We start from the raw sequence: 15,099 nt of genomic DNA on the forward strand, positions 1-15,099 counted from the left end.
CGTGCCCGATCCCGTGCCCGTGCCGCGCCCGATCCCGCGTCCGTGCCGCCCGATCCCGCCCGCTCAGCCCGCCGACGCCGCCGCCCGGTCCGAGCCGCGCCGGACCTCGTGTCCCGGGACCTCCGCCCGGCCCAGCACCCAACTCACCCCGCGCAACGCCTTCGCGGCCTGTTTCAGCGGCGCCAGACAGGCCGCCGCCCGCCGGTGGTCCGGCACGCTGCCCGGCGCGCACAGGACCGTCGCCAGGGAGAGCGTCACGGGCCGCCCTCCGGCCGACCACGGCACGTCCAGCACGGAGGCGGCCAGCGGATCCAGCCCTTCCGGATCGGTCAGCACCAGGAAGTCGTCACCGCCGATGTGCCCCACCCTTGTCTCCCCGGCCGCCGCCCGCAGCAGCGCCCTCCCGACGGCCCGGATCAGCTCGTCGCCCGCGGCGAACCCGGCCCCGTCGTTGACCTGCTTGAAGTGGTCCACGTCGAGCCAGCTCAGGGCGAACGCCCGCCCGGTCGTGATCCTCCGGTCCACCTCGTCCGTGATCGCGTCCGAACCGGGCAACCGGGTCAGCGGATTGAGCCCCGCCGCCTCCTCCACCCGGCTCTCCGCCAGCGCCCGCACCAGGTCCGCGAGCCGCACGACGCCCACGCACCGCCCGGCGGCGTCCACCACGGCCACGTCGTCCGACGTACGGTCCGGGCCGCCGTCCGCCACCACGTCCAGCACCTCCCAGGCCGTCGCGTCGACGCCCACCGTCCGCGGCGGGTCGCCCAGCTTCGCGGCGGGCCGGTCGGCGTACAGGGCGTGCCCGTAGCGCCCCGACATCGACAGCAGGAACCGGGAGCGGTGCACCGAGCGCACCGGAACGCCGTCCCGGTCCACGAGCAGCACCCCGGACACGTCCGGCGACCCGGTCAGCAGCGCCCGCACCCGCCCCGCCGAGGCCGTCGCCGGCAACAGCGCCGCCGGCCGTACGAACTGCCGTACCGGCGGCCCCGACCGAGGCGTCGGCACGAGGCCGGGGGAGCCGGGCGGAACGTACACGTCCGCCACGGGCAACCGTGCGGGAGGCGCGAACAGCTCGCCCTGCGCCAACTGCGCTCCCGCCGACCGCGCGACGGCGTACTGCGCCTCCGTCTCCACCCCCTCGACGGCCAGCAGCGCCCCCGACTCCTCGCACAGCACCCGCATCGCCCGTACGGCCGCCGGCCGCGCCAGCAGCGAAGCGTCGAGCTTCACCAGCTCCGGCGCCAGATCCGCCAGCAGCCGCAACGGCGCGTCCCCGTCACCGACCCCGTCCGCGCAGATCCGGAACCCCTGCTCCCGCAACACGGCCACCGCATCCAGCAGGGCCCGCCGCGGCACATGCGTGAACGGCGGACACACGTCGAGTGTCACCTCCCAGGGCAGCCGGCCCACCTCGCGCACGGCGTCGTGCAGCAACTGGAGACCACCCAGGTCGGCGAGTGTGCCGGCGAACACGTTGACGTGCAGCGGCAGCAGCGTCTCCCGGCGTACCGCCGCCCGCAGCGCCGACACCGCCAGCAGGCCGTCGAGTTCGGGATCGCGCCGCGCCTCGGCGAGCACGTCGCCGGTCTCCGGCCGGGCCAGTATCTCCAGCGCCACGACCCCGCCGGTCATCAGGTTGACCACCGGTTGGAAGGCGAAGCGGAGAGTGTCCGTCCAGGAGCGCACGGGAGCAGGATGGCGTGACCGGCCCCTGCCCGGGCCCAGTTCATACGACGTTCACGCACAATTCCGGCGCGCTCACGCAGCGTACGCCCGGCGCGTCGCCGGGCCGTCCTCTTCCCCCGTCGAGCCCAACCCTGATAGATGCAGGGGACATGACACGATTCTCCACCGCTCTCCGCGGTCTGGTCACCGCCTTCGCCGCCCTGCTCGCCGTCACGGCCGTCCCCGCCACCGCGCAGGCACGGCCTGAACCGAGGGCTCCGGAGGACTTCGTCGCCCTGCGGAGCGTCGAGCCGACGATCATCGAGGAGATGCGCTACGTAACCGCGCACAACTTCGTCGGCGAGCGCGTCGACGGCTACCGGCAGCCCCTGTGCATCCTCACCCGCCCCGCGGCCGAAGCCCTCCACCGCGCCCAGACCCGGCTGCTGCGCCAGGGCTACTCCCTCAAGGTGTACGACTGCTACCGGCCCCAGCGCGCCGTCGACCACTTCGTCCGCTGGGCCGAAGACCTCGACGACCAGGACATGAAGGCCGAGTTCTATCCGGAGGTGGACAAGACCCGCCTGTTCGCCGACGGCTACATCGCGGAGAAGTCCGGCCACAGCCGCGGCTCGACCATGGATCTCACCCTCGTGCGGCTCCCCGCGAAGCCCACCCGCCCCTATCACCCCGGACAGCCCCTGGTGTCGTGCTTCGCGCCGCAGGCCAAGCGCTTCCCCGACAACTCTGTCGACATGGGCACCGGCTACGACTGCTTCGACACCCGCTCGCACACCCTCGACCCCCGCATCCAGGGCGTGCAGCGCGCCAACCGGCTGCTGCTCAAGAACACCCTGGAGGACGTCGGCCTGGTGAACCTCCCCGAGGAGTGGTGGCACTTCACGTACAAGCCCGAGCCCTACCCGGACACCTACTTCGACTTCCCGGTCTCCGCGAAGTCGCTCGCCGGCCGTCGCTGACCGGCCTGCCGGAGCCGCCCCCTCCGCGATCGGATACAGTCCGCCGCGTGTCCGAAACTGAAACCTCCGTTCCCAACTCCGCGCCCGACTCCCACTGTTCGAGCTGCGGATCGCCCTACGGAGAGGGCGTCTCCGGCTGGCCCCGCACCTGCCCCGCGTGCGGCACCGTGGCCTACCGCAACCCGCTGCCGGTCGCGGTGGCCCTCCAGCCCGTGTACGACACACAGGGCACCGCCCTGGTCGTCATCACCCGCACCGTGAACCCCGCGCGCGGCGGCGTCGCCCTGCCCGGCGGCTTCGTCGACGACCGGGAGGACTGGCGACAGGCCGTCGTCCGCGAGCTCAAGGAAGAGACGGGCATCGACGCGGCGAGCCGCGACGTACGGCTCGCCGACGCCATGAGCTCGCCCGACGGCCACCTGCTGCTCTTCGGGCTGCTGCCCGAGCGGCCGGCCGAGGGTCTGCCGCCCTCCGCCGCCACGGACGAGAGCGAGGGATGGCACCTCCTGCGCAGGTCGGAAGAGCTCGCCTTCCCGCTCCACACCCGGGCCGTACGGGCCTTCTTCGAGGGCCGCTACATCTGAGCGGAGCGCTCCGCGAGCCCACGGACGCGGACCGGGCAGGACCGGTCGCTCGCCCCGTCCTCGCCCGACCGCTCCACGACCACCCGCCGCCCCTCCCAGCGGGACACATACCGTTCGATCTCCGGTTCCACCCAGCCGTCGCCCGCGTCCGGCACGACCAGCCCACCGCCGGTCCGCCCCCGCGCGGGCGCCCACACCTCCAGTTCCGGCGCGCCGTCCTCCCCGCGCACCGGAAGGACCGCTCCCGCGCGCGCGAACACCGGAATCCGCGTCACAGGGGCGTCGACGAGCACCTGCGCGGGCCCCTCGTACGCCCGCTCCGTCAGCACGTCGTACCAGCGCCCCCGCGGCAACCGCACCGCCCGCCGGTCCGCTCCCGGACGGAGCACGGGGGCCACCAGCAGACAGTCGCCCAGCAGAAAGGCGTCCTCGCAGTCCCGCAGCGCCCGGTCCTCCGGCGCCTGCCACCACAGGGGACGCACATACGGAGCACCCGTACGCCGGGCCAGATGCGCCAGCGTCACGAAGTACGGCAGCAGCCGCCGCCGCTCGACGAGCACCACACGCGCGTGCCCGAGAACCTCGTCCCCGAACTCCCACGGCTCCCGACGCCCCGCCCGCAGTCCGGCGTGCGTGCGGAACAGCGGCAGGTAGGCGGCCAGCTGGAGCCACCGCAGATACAGCTCCGGCGTCGGGCTCCCGTCCGACCCGCCCACATCGGACCCCGCATACGGCACCCCGCACAGCCCCAGCCCGATCACCCGCGCCAGCGACGCCCGCAGCCCCGCCCAGTCCGTGGCCACGTCCCCGGACCAGGTGCCGCCGTAGCGCTGCAGACCGGCCCACCCGGAACGGGAGACGACGAACGGCCGCTCCTCGGACGCCAACGCCCGCAGCCCCTCGTACCCGGCCCGCGCCACGCACAGCGCGTAGACGTTGTGCGCTTCCCTGTGGTCGCCGCCCCGGCCCTCCAGCGCGTGCCGGGCCGACCGCGGCAGCGTCGACTCCCCGAAGGCGGCGAACGACGTGGGCTCGTCCAGGTCGTGCCAGAACCCGGCGAACCCCCGCCCGAGCCGCTCCTCGTAGAGACCGCCCCACCACTCACGCACGCGCGCGTGCGTGAAGTCAGGGAAGACCACGTCCCCGGGCCGCCCCACACCCCGGACAACCGCCCCGGCGGCGTCCCGCACGAACACGTCCCCGCGCGTCCCCCCGTCGTAGACGGCGTCGCCGGGCGCGGCCACGACCGCCGGCTCGACGGCCGACACCAGCCGCACGCCCTCCCTGCGCAGCTCCTCGGCGAGCACGGGCAGCTTCGGGAACCGCTCCTCGTCGACGGTGAACACCCGCTGGGCATCGGCGTGCCCGATACCCAGGTGCACCGCGTCCAGCGGCAGGCCACGCTCCTGATGACCGGCCACGACCCGCCGTACGTCCTCCTCGTCGCCGAAACCGGACTGCGCGTGCTGGTGCCCGAGCGCCCACGCCGGCGGCAGCGCGGGCGCGCCGGTCAGCGACGCCCAGGCCAGCAGCACGCGCGCGGGTGTTCCCACCAGCACCCAGCACCGCAGCGGACCGCCGTCCATCCGCAGCACACTCCGCCCCGGCCGGTCGTGCCCCGACCCGGCTCCTTCCTCGCCCTCCCGCAAGGCCACCGTGCCGTCCCACGAACTGTCGTGGAAGACCAAATGCGTCCCCGCGTCCGCCACCACCATCTGCACCGGCATCGTGACGGACGACGCGTCCCCACCGGCGGCGAAGGGCAGGCCGGGACCGGAGTTCCACAGCCGGTACGTGCCGTCGCGCAGCCGGGGACCCACGGACCGCCCACCGAGCCCGAAGAACCGGGCGTCGGCCGCCACCTGCGACCGCTGCGTCCAGCGCGCCGGCCCGCCGTCGACCGGCTCCCACCAGCGGGGCGGCAACTCATGACGCAGGACCACACCCCCGGGCGTGCGGACCTCGACGGCGCCGTGCCGGGAAACGGCCACCGTCGCCCGCTCCGCCACCACCCGCCAGCCGCCGTCCTTGTCCGGCTCCAGCACCGCCCGCGGATCCGGCTCGGGACAGCGGCCCGCCAACGCGTACGAGGGTTCCGGCCCGGCTCCGTCCCAACCCCAGAACACGGCGCCGTTCACCGCCACGAGGATGCGCAGCTCCGAGCGCCCGAACCGGACGACACCGCCCCCGGGCCCGGGCTCCACCTCCCGCATCGGCCCCGGCACCCGCGCCCGCTCCGCACCCCGCGGCGGCAGCGAGGCGGCATCGGCACGCCGCCTGCGCCACGCGGCTCGCACCGTACGCAACCCCTGCGCCACCCCCGCGGAACCGACCGTCTTCATCGAACGCACCAGGTCACGACCGTCCATGCCGATCACCCTGCCATCGACCACCGCGCGCGTGGGCGTCGTTCAACTGCCGTTCACCCGGGACCGGACCACATCTTCATGTCGCCGACTATGTGGGGCGCGCCCTGGTGCGGAAGTCGATCACATGGCATCGTCCCTGTCAGCCGCGTCACGCGCACACCCCAGCCCGTGCGCGGAGGACGCACACGACGCGCACAGTCCGGGAGCCGCCCCATGTCGACCGAGAACCCCCAGCCGCTCTGGCAGCCGGATGCACAACGCATCGCCCAGGCACGCATCACCAGGTTCCAGACCTGGGCGGCCGAACACCACGGAGCCCCCGCCGACGGCGGGTACGCCGCCCTGCACCGCTGGTCCGTCGACGAGCTGGACACCTTCTGGAAAGCCGTCACGGAATGGTTCGACGTCCGGTTCTCGACCCCCTACGCGCGCGTGCTGGGCGACCGGACCATGCCCGGCGCCCAGTGGTTCCCCGGCGCCACGCTGAACTACGCCGAACACGCCCTCCGCGCGGCCGACACCCGCCCGGACGAAGCCGCCCTCCTGTACGTCGACGAGACCCACGAACCGGCCCCCGTCACCTGGGCCGAGCTGCGCCGCCAGGTCGGTTCGCTCGCCGCCGAACTGCGCGCCCTCGGCGTACGCCCCGGCGACCGCGTCAGCGGCTACCTCCCCAACGTCCCCCAGGCCGTCGTGGCGCTCCTCGCCACCGCCGCCGTGGGCGGCGTCTGGACCTCCTGCGCGCCCGACTTCGGCGCCCGCAGCGTCCTGGACCGCTTCCAGCAGGTCGAACCCGTCGTCCTGTTCACCGTCGACGGCTACCGCTACGGCGGAAAGGAACACGACCGCCGCGACACCGTCGCCGAACTGCGCCGGGAACTGCCCACCCTGCGCGCGGTGATCCACATCCCGCTCCTCGGCACCGAGGCACCGGACGGCGCGCTGGAATGGGAGAACCTGACGGCCGCGGACACGGACCCCGCGTTCGAGCAGGTGCCCTTCGACCATCCCCTGTGGGTGCTGTACTCCTCCGGCACCACCGGCCTGCCCAAGGCCATCGTCCAGTCCCAGGGCGGCATCCTGGTCGAACACCTCAAACAGCTCGGCCTGCACTGCGACCTCGGCCCCGAGGACCGCTTCTTCTGGTACACCTCGACCGGCTGGATGATGTGGAACTTCCTCGTCTCCGGCCTGCTCACCGGCACCACGATCGTCCTCTACGACGGCAGCCCCGGCTTCCCGGCCACGGACGCCCAGTGGCGCATCGCGGAACGAACCGGTGCCACACTCTTCGGCACGTCCGCCGCCTACGTCATGGCCTGCCGCAAGGCCGACGTCCACCCGGCCCGCGACCTGGACCTCTCCGCGATCCAGTGCGTCGCCACCACCGGCTCCCCGCTCCCGCCCGACGGCTTCCGCTGGCTGCACGACGAGTTCGCCTCGAGCGGCGCCGACCTGTGGATCGCCTCCGTCAGCGGCGGCACCGACGTGTGCTCCTGCTTCGCGGGCGCCGTCCCCACCCTGCCGGTCCACATCGGCGAGCTCCAGGCCCCCAGCCTCGGCACCGACCTCCAGTCCTGGGACCCGAACGGCCACCCCCTCACCGACGAGGTCGGCGAACTGGTCGTCACCAACCCCATGCCCTCGATGCCGATCCGCTTCTGGAACGACCCCGACGGCAGCCGCTACCACGACAGCTACTTCGACACCTACCCCGGCGTCTGGCGGCACGGCGACTGGATCACCCTCACCTCCCGGGGCTCCGTCGTCATCCACGGCCGCTCCGACTCCACCCTGAACCGGCAGGGTGTCCGCATGGGCTCCGCCGACATCTACGAAGCCGTCGAGCGGCTCCCGGAGATCAGGGAATCCCTCGTCATCGGCATCGAACAGCCCGACGGCGGCTATTGGATGCCCCTGTTCGTGCACCTGGCCCCCGGAGCCGCTCTCGACGACGCCCTCCTGGACCGCATCAGGCAGACCATCCGCGCGAACCTCTCCCCGCGACACGTCCCCGACGAGGTCATCGAGGTACCGGGCATCCCGCACACCCTGACCGGCAAACGCATCGAGGTCCCGGTCAAGCGCCTCCTCCAGGGCACCCCGCTGGACAGGGCCGTCAACCCCGGCTCCATCGACAACCTCGACCTGCTCCACTTCTACGAGGACCTGGCCCGAAAGCGCTCCTGACCAGCACACCGACGAGCCGGCCGCCCCGCACGGCGGCCGGCTCCCGCGCTCGCCCGACGCCGTTGTCAGTGCCGCCGATTACTGTGAGTGAGCATTGATCGACCGTGCACAGGGGGAAACATGGCGCACACCGACCAGACCGACCACACCATGCGACGCGTCCTGCGCCGCGAAATCGCGGGCACCATCGGCCTGCTCACCGACGAACACGACTTCCACGCCATGCGGCGCTACCGCAGCTTCACCTTCCACGACCACACCGCCTACCTACGCCAGGTGGAATCCCTGCTCAAGACACGCGCGGCACAGGGCACCCACACCACGGTCGCGCTCTTCGACCCGGAGGAGTACGCCGACTTCTGCACGGCGGCGGGTCTCGACGCCGACGCCCCCGCCAGCCGCGCCCGGTTCACCGCCGAACTCGCCGCCCACGGCCCCACCGTGCCGTACGAGGGCCAGTCCCTCGCCGACCTGCTCCCGGCCCTCGTCGACGAAGCCGTCCGCCAGGCCACCTGGGAGTACACGTCGACCCTCCTCGCCACCCTCGGCAGCTGCGCCACCTGCGGCCAGGACCTCGGCCGGGCCGCTTTCACCCGCGCCTCCCGCCTCCTGCACCGCGTCCTCGAAACGGCCCCACCGGGCAGCCGGCACCTGGTCTGCAGTGTCTCGGGCCATCCGGAGGAGACCCTCCTCTCCGTCCTCCTCGTCGACGAGGAGACCGACGGCACCCCGCACATCGACAAGGCGGAGGCCCTGGAGTTCACCAGCGTCCTCGCGCTCGGCCTGGCGACCCACAGCCCCGGCGGGCTCGTCATGCGCATCAGCCCGCCGAGCGGTCCCGACCGCATCCACGGCTGGCGCCTGCGGGGGTATGGCCTCGAACCCCTCACCGCCGCCGAGGTCTTCGACGCCTACTGCACCGACGTCGAGTCCGGCGACCTCATCTCCCCGGAATCCAACGTCGACTACTGCGCACCGCCCGACCTCGGAGACGACCGCCTCCCACCGGGACACCACCACTGAACGCGGGCGGGGCGCCCCACCCGAAGGTGGAACGCCCCGCACCGAAGCCTCAGCGGCAGCCGCACCCGGCCCCTACTCGCCGGACAGCACCGCCTGCGCGGCGTTCCGCGCCTCCTCGGCACTGTCCGCCGCCCGGGCGGCAGCCGCGGCACGCTCGCACTGCGCCAGCGTGAACTTGGCCAGCGTCGCCCGCACATACGGCAGCGACGCCGCACCCATGGACAGAGAGGTGACACCGAGACCGGTCAGCACACACGCCAGCAGCGGATCCGAAGCGGCCTCACCGCAGACACCGCAGCTCTTGCCCTCGGCCTTCGCCGCCTCGGCCGACAGCGCGACCAGGTCGAGCAGCGCCGGCTGCCACGGGTCCTGCAGTCGGGACACCGCGCCCACCTGACGGTCGGCGGCGAAGGTGTACTGCGCGAGGTCGTTCGTCCCCAGCGACAGGAACTCGACCTCCTGCAGTACGGAGCGGGCCCGCAGCGCGGCCGACGGGATCTCCACCATCGCGCCGAACTTCGCCCGCAGCCCGGCCTCCCGGCACGCGTCGGCGAACGCCTTGGCGTCGGCCCGGTCCGCCACCATCGGCGCCATGACCTCGAGGTAGACCGGCAGCCCCTCCGCCGCCTTCGCCAGCGCCGTCAGCTGCGTACGCAGCACGTCCGGGTGGTCGAGCAGCGTCCGCAGGCCCCGCACGCCGAGCGCCGGGTTCGGCTCGTCGCCCGGGGTGAGGAAGTCCAGCGGCTTGTCGGCACCGGCGTCCAGCACGCGCACGACGACCCGGCCCTCCGGGAACGCCTCCAGCACCTGGCGGTAGGCGGTGACCTGCTTCTCCTCCGACGGCGCGTTCTCACTGTCGTCGAGGAACAGGAACTCGGTCCGGAACAGACCGACACCCTCCGCGCCGGCCTCGACCGCCGCGGGCACGTCAGCGGGACCACCGATGTTCGCCAGCAGCGGCACCTTGTGACCGTCCGAGGTCGCACCCGGCCCCGTCGCGGCGGCAAGCGCGGCCTTGCGCTCGGCAGCCTCGGCCGTCAGCCGTGCCTTCTTCTCCTCACCCGGGTTCACGAAGATCTCCCCGGTGCTGCCGTCGACGGCGACGACGGTGCCCTCGGGGATCTCGCCGGCACCCGGGAGAGCCACCACGGCAGGGACACCGAGCGCCCGGGCGAGAATCGCGCTGTGGCTGGTCGGCCCACCCTCCTCGGTGACGAAGCCCAGGACCAGCGTCGGGTCGAGCAGCGCGGTGTCGGCAGGCGCCAGATCCCGCGCGATGAGGACGTAGGGCTCGTCGCTGTCCGGTACGCCCGGCATCGGCACTCCGAGCAGACGGGCGACGATACGATTCCGCACGTCGTCGAGGTCCGCCACGCGGCCGGCCAGGTACTCACCGGCACCGGCCAGCAGGGCGCGGTACGCGGCGAAGGCGTCGTACACCGCGCGTTCGGCCGTGCTCCCCACGGTGATCCGCCGCTCGACGTCGGCCATCAGCTCGGGGTCCTGGGCCATCATGGCCTGTGCCTCGAGCACGGCCTGGGCCTCGCCCCCCGCCAGATTGCCGCGCGCCATCAGATCGGCCGCCACAGCTTCCACGGCCTTGCGGGCGCGCCCCTGCTCACGCTCCGCGTCCTCGGCCGGGATCTGCTTCGCCGGCGGCTCCAGGACCGCCGTCCCCATGTGCCGGACCTCGCCGATCGCCACACCGTGGCTCACACCGACGCCTCGCAGCGTTGTCTCCATCTCACCCGTCCCGATAGTGCGGCGGGTCCCGCCGCCGCGGTGGTTGTCCTACCAGCCGTCGATGCCGCCGTGTGACGGCACGGACGTCACTTCCAGAGGAAGAGACTCTCGCCGGCCTTCACGTCGCCGTCCTCACGGAGCTCGGTGAGCGCTTCGGCCGTGGCCTCCAGGGCCACGATCGGGCAGACCGGCGACTTGCCGGCGGCCTCGACCGCGGCCGGGTCCCAGCGCACCACGCCCTGACCACGCACGACGGTGTCGCCCTTGTTCACCAGCAGCTCGAAACCCTCGCCGTTGAGCTGCACGGTGTCGATGCCCAGATGGGTCAGCACACCGTGCCCGCTGTCGTCGACGACGACGAACGCGTGCGGGTGCAGGGAAACGATGACGCCGTCGACGGGGGCGACTGCCTCGGAGGGCTCCCGCACGGGGTCGATAGCGGTGCCCGGGCCGACCATGGCCCCGGAGAAGACGGGATCGGGCACGGCGGCCAGGCCGATGGCGCGTCCTGCGAGCGGGGACGAGACGGTGGTCATGGGAAGCCTCCCAGGGCGGAGATCTGTACGAGCCGTCACTGCTTGTCCCGGACGGCACACTGAGCAGCAGGGTATGTCATAGGAAGTACCGGTTCCGCATGAGTCTTCCCAATAGAGGTCTAGACCACACTCCCCACGGATTTGCACCCGTTCCGCGGCCCCGTGTACAGTCGTTAGTCCTGCCTGAGGTTGAGCGATGCGAAGCAACGCGTCCTCGCCCCGGCAGTACCTAACTCATCAGATCCTATCTCTGGATCACTTTCTGCATGTGCGCAGGACGGTGGTCAGAGGGACCGGAAAAGCCTGATAGTGTTGGGAACACCGAAGGGAAGCGCCCGGAGGAAAGCCCGAGAGAGCATCTCGAGTGAGTACAAAGGAAGCGTCCGTTCCTTGAGAACTCAACAGCGTGCCAAAAGTCAACGCCAGATATGTTGATACCCCGACCTGATCGGTTCGATCGGGTTGAGGTTCCTTTGAAACACACAGCGAGGNTTCATAGTGTTTCGGTGGTCATAGCGTAGGGGAAACGCCCGGTTACATTTCGAACCCGGAAGCTAAGCCTTACAGCGCCGATGGTACTGCAGGGGGGACCCTGTGGGAGAGTAGGACGCCGCCGAACTCCTTTTAGAGCTCTGGCTCTTGGGCATGCAGCCCGAGAGCCAGAGCTTTTTTGCGTTGAGGTAAGGTCAGTGAGCATCATTGGCTCGTTTCCCCAGGAGGCCCCCGCGTGGAGGTCCAGGAGACCCGCGTGCAGACCGACCGGGTCCTCACCATCCCGAACATCCTCAGCATGGCGCGCCTCGTCGGCGTGCCCGTGTTCCTGTGGCTCATCCTGCGGCCCGAGTTCGGCGGCCCGCAGAGCGACGGCTGGGCGCTGTTGGTGCTGGCCCTCAGCGGGGTCAGCGACTACCTGGACGGAAAGCTCGCGCGGCGTTGGAACCAGATCAGCAGCCTCGGCCGGCTCCTGGACCCGGCGGCTGACCGGCTCTATATCCTGTCGACGCTGGTCGGTCTCACCTGGCGGGAGATTCTCCCGCTCTGGTTGACCCTTGTACTGCTTGCGCGGGAAGCGGTGCTGCTGGTGATGGTGGGCGTCCTCCGGCGGCACGGCTATCCGCCGCCGCAGGTGAACTTCCTGGGCAAGGCCGCCACCTTCAACCTCATGTACGCCTTCCCCCTGCTTCTGCTCAGTGACGGAAGCGGATGGATCGCGTCACTCGCCGCTGTTTTCGGATGGGCGTTCGCCGGATGGGGTACAACCCTGTACTGGTGGGCAGGTGTTCTCTACGTGGTGCAGGTCCGCCGCCTGGTTCGTGCGGACGTCGCAGCCGATTGAACCCGCTGATTGTGCGGCCCCGGTGGCCGGATGGCCCGCACTGGAAAAGTGCGGGACCCTGGACGGGTGAAGTCGGCTAAACCGTCGTCTCTCAGAGGAGGACGCTTCCGACATGAAGGCCGTCGTGATGGCTGGAGGCGAAGGCACGCGCCTTCGTCCCATGACCTCGAGCATGCCCAAGCCGCTCCTGCCGGTGGTCAACCGGCCGATCATGGAGCATGTGCTTCGCTTGCTCAAAAGGCATGGGCTCAACGAGACCGTCGTTACCGTCCAGTTCCTGGCCTCGCTGGTCAAGAACTACTTCGGTGACGGCGAAGAGCTCGGAATGGAGCTCACCTATGCCAATGAGGAGAAGCCACTCGGTACCGCCGGAAGCGTCAAGAACGCCGAGGAGGCGTTGAAGGACGATGCCTTCCTCGTCATTTCCGGCGATGCCCTCACCGACTTCGACCTCACCGACCTGATCAATTTCCACAAGGAAAAGGGTTCGCTCGTCACCGTGTGTCTGACGCGCGTGCCCAATCCGCTGGAATTCGGCATCACGATCGTCGACGAGGAGGGCAAGGTCGAACGCTTCCTGGAGAAGCCGACGTGGGGCCAGGTCTTCTCGGACACCGTGAACACCGGGATCTACGTCATGGAGCCCGAGGTCTTCGACTACGTCGACCCCGATGTTCCCGTGGACTGGTCCGGTGACGTCTTCCCGCAGCTGATGAAGGAAGGCAAGCCCATCTACGGCTACGTTGCCGAGGGCTACTGGGAGGACGTCGGTACCCACGAGAGCTATGTGAAGGCCCAGGCCGACGTTCTGGAACGCAAGGTCGACGTCGACATCGACGGCTTCGAGATCTCTCCCGGCGTGTGGGTGGCCGAAGGCGCGGAGGTACATCCCGACGCCGTGCTGCGCGGGCCCCTGTACGTCGGCGACTACGCCAAGGTCGAGGCCGGCGCCGAGATCCGGGAACACACGGTCATCGGGTCCAACGTCGTCGTCAAGAGCGGCGCCTTCCTGCACAAGGCCGTGGTGGCGGACAACGTGTACGTCGGACCGCACAGCAATCTGCGGGGCTGTGTGGTCGGCAAGAACACCGACATCATGCGTGCCGCGCGGATCGAGGACGGCGCGGTCATCGGCGACGAATGCCTGGTCGGTGAAGAATCGATCATCCAGGGGAATGTGCGGGTCTACCCGTTCAAGACCATCGAGGCCGGTGCCTTCGTCAACACGTCGGTGATCTGGGAGTCCCGTGGGCAGGCCCACCTGTTCGGCGCACGCGGGGTCTCCGGCATCCTGAACGTGGAGATCACTCCGGAGCTCGCCGTGCGGCTGGCCGGGGCGTATGCGACGACCCTGAAGAAGGGGTCCACCGTCACCACCGCCCGCGACCACTCCCGTGGTGCCCGTGCGCTGAAGCGGGCGGTGATCTCCGCACTGCAGGCCAGCGCCATCGACGTACGCGACCTCGAGAACGTACCGCTGCCCGTGGCGCGGCAGCAGACGGCGCGGGGCAGTGCCGGCGGGATCATGATCCGTACCACGCTCGGTGTGCCGGACTCCGTCGACATCATGTTCTTCGACGGCCAGGGCGCGGATCTGTCGCAGGGCAGCCAGCGGAAGCTGGACCGCGTGTTCGCGCGGCAGGAGTACCGGCGGGCGTTCCCCGGAGAGATCGGGGACCTGCACTTCCCGTCCAGCGTGTTCGACTCGTACACCGGGTCGCTGCTGCGCAACGTCGACATCACCGGCATCGCGGAGTCCGGGCTCAAGGTGGTCGTCGACGCCTCCAACGGCAGCTCGGGGCTGGTCCTGCCCAGCCTGCTCGGGAAGCTGGGCGTCGACTCGCTGACCATCAATCCCGGTCTCGACGAGGCCAGGCCCACCGAGTCGGCCGACATGCGGCGGTCCGGTCTTGTGCGCCTCGGGGAGATCGTGGCGTCCTCCCGGGCCGCGTTCGGTGTGCGGTTCGACCCGGTCGGTGAGCGGCTGTCGCTCGTCGACGAGAAGGGCCGCATCATCGAGGACGACCGGGCGTTGCTGGTGATGCTGGACCTGATCGCGGCCGAGCGGCGCAGCGGCCGGGTCGCGCTCCCGGTGACGACCACCAGGATCGCCGAGCAGGTCGCCGCGTACCACGGCACGCAGGTCGAGTGGACGACCACCTCTCCGGACGACCTGACGCGGGTCGGGGGTGAGGAGGGCGCGATCTTCGGAGGCGACGGCAAGGGCGGCTTCATCGTCCCCGAGTTCAGCAGCGTCTACGACGGCACGGCGGCCTTCGTGCGGCTGATCGGACTGGTCGCGCGCACGCAGCTCACGCTGAGCCAGATCGACGCGCGGATCCCGCGGGCCCACGTCCTCAAGCGTGATCTGGCCACGCCGTGGGCCGTCAAGGGCCTGGTGATGCGGCGGGTCGTCGAGGCGGCCGGGGACCGGTTCGTGGACACCACGGACGGGGTGCGAGTGGTCGAGACCGACGGGCGCTGGGTGATGGTGCTCCCCGACCCGGCGGAGGCGGTCACCCACCTGTGGGCCGAGGGCCCCGACGACGCCTCCGCGCAGGCGCTGCTGGACGAGTGGGCCGCGGTGGTGGACAGCGCGGGCCGGTAAAACACACCGCACGCGTGCGTGCCGGACAAGTGTCCCCAAGGGGGCCTGTCCGGCACGCCGGT

10 protein-coding genes and 1 rRNA gene are annotated in these 15,099 nt (G+C 71.1%); 7 read left to right on the plus strand and 4 right to left on the minus strand.

All coding sequences use genetic code 11. The annotated features are described in order from the left end of the window. Positions 1 to 63: 63 nt before the first annotated feature. Positions 64 to 1,689, minus strand: coding sequence for a GGDEF domain-containing protein (locus ABS735_RS11230; protein ID WP_373906241.1), 1,626 nt, complete (start codon positions 1,687 to 1,689; stop codon positions 64 to 66). Between the two features lie 149 nt (positions 1,690 to 1,838). Between ABS735_RS11230 and ABS735_RS11235 the strand changes: the two genes are divergently transcribed. Both ABS735_RS11235 and ABS735_RS11240 read left to right on the plus strand, forming a co-directional pair. Next, positions 1,839 to 2,648: a M15 family metallopeptidase gene (locus ABS735_RS11235; protein WP_373906240.1), complete on the plus strand. Its 810-nt coding sequence runs from the start codon at positions 1,839 to 1,841 to the stop codon at positions 2,646 to 2,648. A 47-nt stretch (positions 2,649 to 2,695) separates the two neighbouring features. Next, positions 2,696 to 3,232, plus strand: coding sequence for an NUDIX domain-containing protein (locus ABS735_RS11240; RefSeq protein WP_373906239.1), 537 nt, complete (start codon positions 2,696 to 2,698; stop codon positions 3,230 to 3,232). On the opposite strand, the gene ABS735_RS11245 is transcribed toward ABS735_RS11240, so the two are convergent. Further along, positions 3,223 to 5,601, minus strand: a complete 2,379-nt coding sequence (locus ABS735_RS11245) for a glycoside hydrolase family 31 protein (RefSeq protein ID WP_373906238.1) — start codon at positions 5,599 to 5,601, stop codon at positions 3,223 to 3,225. The genes ABS735_RS11240 and ABS735_RS11245 overlap by 10 nt on opposite strands. 213 nt (positions 5,602 to 5,814) lie before the next feature. Between ABS735_RS11245 and ABS735_RS11250 the strand changes: the two genes are divergently transcribed. Then, complete coding sequence (locus ABS735_RS11250; RefSeq protein WP_373906237.1) at positions 5,815 to 7,791, plus strand: acetoacetate--CoA ligase; 1,977 nt, start codon at positions 5,815 to 5,817, stop codon at positions 7,789 to 7,791. Between the two features lie 120 nt (positions 7,792 to 7,911). After that, the gene (locus ABS735_RS11255; protein ID WP_373906236.1) at positions 7,912 to 8,814 is read left to right on the plus strand and encodes a hypothetical protein; all 903 of its coding nucleotides are present in this window, start codon (positions 7,912 to 7,914) and stop codon (positions 8,812 to 8,814) included. A gap of 72 nt (positions 8,815 to 8,886) precedes the next feature. Here the strand turns inward: ABS735_RS11255 and ptsP are convergent, their stop codons facing one another. Both ptsP and ABS735_RS11265 read right to left on the minus strand, forming a co-directional pair. Beyond that, positions 8,887 to 10,557 (minus strand): phosphoenolpyruvate--protein phosphotransferase, encoded by a 1,671-nt coding sequence (ptsP, locus tag ABS735_RS11260; protein ID WP_373906235.1) that lies wholly within the window; start codon positions 10,555 to 10,557, stop codon positions 8,887 to 8,889. Between the two features lie 86 nt (positions 10,558 to 10,643). After that, positions 10,644 to 11,093 (minus strand): PTS sugar transporter subunit IIA, encoded by a 450-nt coding sequence (locus ABS735_RS11265; protein WP_007388211.1) that lies wholly within the window; start codon positions 11,091 to 11,093, stop codon positions 10,644 to 10,646. Between the two features lie 502 nt (positions 11,094 to 11,595). Here ABS735_RS11265 and rrf point away from each other — a divergent pair. The 3 genes from rrf to ABS735_RS11280 all read left to right on the plus strand — a co-directional run bounded on the left by rrf (position 11,596) and on the right by ABS735_RS11280 (position 15,037). Next, positions 11,596 to 11,712, plus strand: a 5S ribosomal RNA gene (rrf, locus tag ABS735_RS11270). Positions 11,713 to 11,820: 108 nt separating this feature from the next. Continuing rightward, positions 11,821 to 12,429 carry a cardiolipin synthase ClsA gene (clsA, locus tag ABS735_RS11275; protein WP_373906186.1) on the plus strand — a complete coding sequence of 203 codons (609 nt, stop codon included), beginning with the start codon at positions 11,821 to 11,823 and terminating at the stop codon, positions 12,427 to 12,429. A gap of 112 nt (positions 12,430 to 12,541) precedes the next feature. Next, entirely contained in the window at positions 12,542 to 15,037 is a 2,496-nt protein-coding gene (locus ABS735_RS11280) for a mannose-1-phosphate guanyltransferase (RefSeq protein ID WP_358739076.1), read from the plus strand. The last annotated feature ends 62 nt before the right edge of the window (positions 15,038 to 15,099 follow it).

The organism is Streptomyces sp. MMCC 100 (genome assembly GCF_041538145.2).
Lineage (GTDB): Bacteria > Actinomycetota > Actinomycetes > Streptomycetales > Streptomycetaceae > Streptomyces.

Bases quoted from the DNA above. Each gene is read 5' to 3' on its own strand.
- ptsP (WP_373906235.1), bottom strand. From the start codon at position 10,557: ATGGAGACAACGCTGCGAGGCGTCGGTGTGAGCCACGGTGTGGCGATC.
- ABS735_RS11265 (WP_007388211.1), bottom strand. From the start codon at position 11,093: ATGACCACCGTCTCGTCCCCGCTCGCAGGACGCGCCATCGGCCTGGCC.
- ABS735_RS11255 (WP_373906236.1), top strand. From the start codon at position 7,912: ATGGCGCACACCGACCAGACCGACCACACCATGCGACGCGTCCTGCGC.
- ABS735_RS11235 (WP_373906240.1), top strand. From the start codon at position 1,839: ATGACACGATTCTCCACCGCTCTCCGCGGTCTGGTCACCGCCTTCGCC.
- ABS735_RS11245 (WP_373906238.1), bottom strand. From the start codon at position 5,601: ATGGACGGTCGTGACCTGGTGCGTTCGATGAAGACGGTCGGTTCCGCG.
- ABS735_RS11280 (WP_358739076.1), top strand. From the start codon at position 12,542: ATGAAGGCCGTCGTGATGGCTGGAGGCGAAGGCACGCGCCTTCGTCCC.
- ABS735_RS11250 (WP_373906237.1), top strand. From the start codon at position 5,815: ATGTCGACCGAGAACCCCCAGCCGCTCTGGCAGCCGGATGCACAACGC.